The 2,652-nt window shown below is 65.5% G+C and carries 2 protein-coding genes; both read right to left on the reverse strand.

Annotation, left to right across the window (positions count from 1 at the left end; translation table 11 throughout):
- On the reverse strand, positions 1-941 hold a 941-nt coding region (locus B7L71_RS00920; RefSeq protein ID WP_170919410.1), incomplete at its 3' end, for an AAA family ATPase.
- Positions 938-2,652 (reverse strand): 3'-5' exonuclease (locus tag B7L71_RS00925; protein ID WP_170919411.1); only part of this gene is annotated, 1,715 nt, incomplete at its 5' end. The genes B7L71_RS00925 and B7L71_RS00920, both read right to left, overlap by 4 nt.

Below are 2,652 nucleotides of genomic sequence, written 5' to 3' on the forward strand. Positions count from 1 at the left end.
GGGTGCTGTGCCAGTTGCAGGGTTTGCAGCAGGGCGAGCAGGCGCACCACGGTGGTGGTTTTGCCGGTGCCGGGGCCGCCGGTAATGATGCCGAAGCGGCTGCGGGCGGCCAGAGCGCAGGCGGTCTTTTGCCAGTCCAGGGCGTTGCTTGGCTTGAACAGAATGCTCAGGGCTTGGGGGAGTAACCCAGGGTGACTGGCGTCACCCATCGCCCAATGAATTGGCCTCCCACTTTGGCTTTCTGAGCCTGTGCTTGCTGTGTGGCTAGTGGTTGGCTTGGCTGTCAGAGGAACTGGCCTCCCACCTTGGTTTTCTGAGCCTGTGCTTGCTGTGTGGCTAGTGGTTGGCTCGGTTGCCAGATGAATTGGCCTCCCACTTGTGCTTTCTGCGCCTGTGCCTTCCAGACGGGCGGCGATGTGTTGGTGGAGGCTTTGTTCGTACTGCCAGTAGCGGCGCAGGTAGAGCCGGGTGCTGGGCGTGGCGCTGGCTGAGTGAGTGGTTACTACCACCAGCGGCGTGTTGCCGGGGCCTTCGCTGGTGAGCAGCGGGTGGTGCAGGGCGGCTTGCCATTCGCTGAGCGTGAGCGTGGCCAGCACGTCGCTGGGCAGCGGCGGCGGGTCGGTGAGGTCGTCGCCTTCGGGCGGTAGCGAAAGGGCGAAATCCGGCGCGTTGAGCGTGGCGTTGATATCCAGGCACACGTGGCCCCGGCCTAGCTGGTGGCTGGCCAGCGCTGCCGCCAGTAGCAGCAGCGTGGGGGCATCCGGTGCTTCGCTGGCGAGAAAACGCACCAAGGCGCGGTCCAGGTCCCGCAGCCAGCCGCGTGCTACCCAGCGTTCGCATAGGGCCAGCAGTTCCGGGGTGCTGCTCAGTGCAGGGTGAGCGCTGGCGGTGGGCGCATCGCCGAACATGTCGAAGGTGTGGGTGTCGTGCTGGCGGCTCATGCCGTGGCCTCCTGCTGGGTGGCGTGGGGCTCGCCTGCAAACAGGCTGTCCAGGGCTTCGATGAGTTCAACCGGGGCGGGCTCGCCCACCACGCCACGCCCAGGGCTGCGGCTGCCGCGCAGGAATACCGTCATCGAACCGCCCAAGTGCTGGTGCGGGTCGTAATCTGGCAGGCGCGCTTTTAACAGCCGGTGCATGGCGAGCAGGTAGAGTGCGGCCTGCAGGTCGTAGCGTTTGGCGAGCAGCGCGTGGCGCAGGGCCTCGGGTTCGTAGGCGCTGTCGTTGGGGCCCAGGTAGTTCGATTTCCAGTCCAGCACGTAGAAACGCCCTTGATGCTCGAAGGCCAGGTCGATGAAGCCTTTCAGCATGCCGTTGAGGGTGTCGGCATCCAGCGCGGGGCGTTCGATGCCTGGCAGTAAGTGCTTGCTCACCAGCGCATCGATGGCCTGGGTGTTCACCCGCTTGGCGGCAAACCAGAACTCCAGCTCTACCTGGTAGCTTTCCAGCTCATTCAGTGCCACGCTTTGCGGGGTGGGCGCGGCCAGCGGCAGCGGCGTGGTGAGTAGGGCGCTTAGCCAGCCCGCCAGCGGCTCTTGCCATGCCTGCCAGCCGCATAGCTGTACCCGCCGCCACAGCATGTCGTTGAGCGCTTCTCTATCATTTGCGGCAGCATCGAAACCTTGCTTGCCTGCCCACTCCAGCAGCCCGTGCAGGAAGGTGCCGGGGCCGGGGCCACGGGGGAATTTGTGCAGGTGATACGCTTCCGGTTGGGATCGTTCTTGAGATAGTTCTTGAGATAGTTCTTGAGGTTCATCCAGCACTTCGAAGGCGGTGGCTTCCTGGGCGGTGGTGGGCTCCAGCGGTGGCAGCACCGGGGCGGTAAGCGTGCCGGAAAGCCGCAGCGCGGAGTAGCTGGCAATCCACCAGTGCTCTTTGGCCGGGCGCGTGGGCGTGCGGGCGTGGCCCAGGGCGCTGCTTTCCGCCACGGGCGTCACGCGATCAGCGGTGGGCTCGGGCGGCATGCCGAGGTGGATGTCGCTGCCTTCCACCAGGGCATCGAGCGCTTTGGGGAGCGCATCGGGGGAAAGGGTGCTGCCACCGGTCAACAGGTAGCCCAGCGCGCTGTTTTCCAAGCCTTTTAGCGGGGCCAGCCCCAGCCAAGTGGCGTGGCGGGCGCGGGTGAGCGCCACGTAGAGTTTGCGCAGGTCTTCCCCCAGCCGTTCGCGGTCGGCGGTGGCGAGTATCGTGTCATCGGCGTCCAGGCTGAGCTGCAGGTTGCCCTCGCTGTCGTGCCAGCGCAGCGGTACGTCGTCGGCTTTCACCGGCCGGTGGTTGGCGATGAAGGGCAGGAACACCAGCGGGTACTCCAACCCTTTGGATTTGTGGATGGTGACCACCTTGACCAGATCCGCGTCGCTCTCCAGGCGCAGCTTGTGGCTGTCGCCGTGGCTTTCCGGGTCGGCAATGGCATCAAAAAGAAAGCGAATCAGCGCGTGTTCGCCGTCCAGCTCGGCGCTGGCCTGTTGCAGCAGTTCGCCCAGGTGCAGCAGGTCGGTGAGCAAGCGCTCACCCTCTTCGAACTCTGCCAGCAGCCGGGCGGGAATCTCGAAATCCACCATGATGCGGCGCACCAGCGGCAGCACGCCCTGGCGCTGCCACAGGCGGTGGTAGTGGCTGAACTGCTCGACCCGCGCTTCCCAGGCCAGCTCGT

Origin of the sequence: Halomonas sp. BC2 (assembly GCF_002078115.1) — a bacterium.
In the GTDB taxonomy this organism is placed as follows: Bacteria; Pseudomonadota; Gammaproteobacteria; order Pseudomonadales; family Halomonadaceae; genus Vreelandella; species Vreelandella stevensii.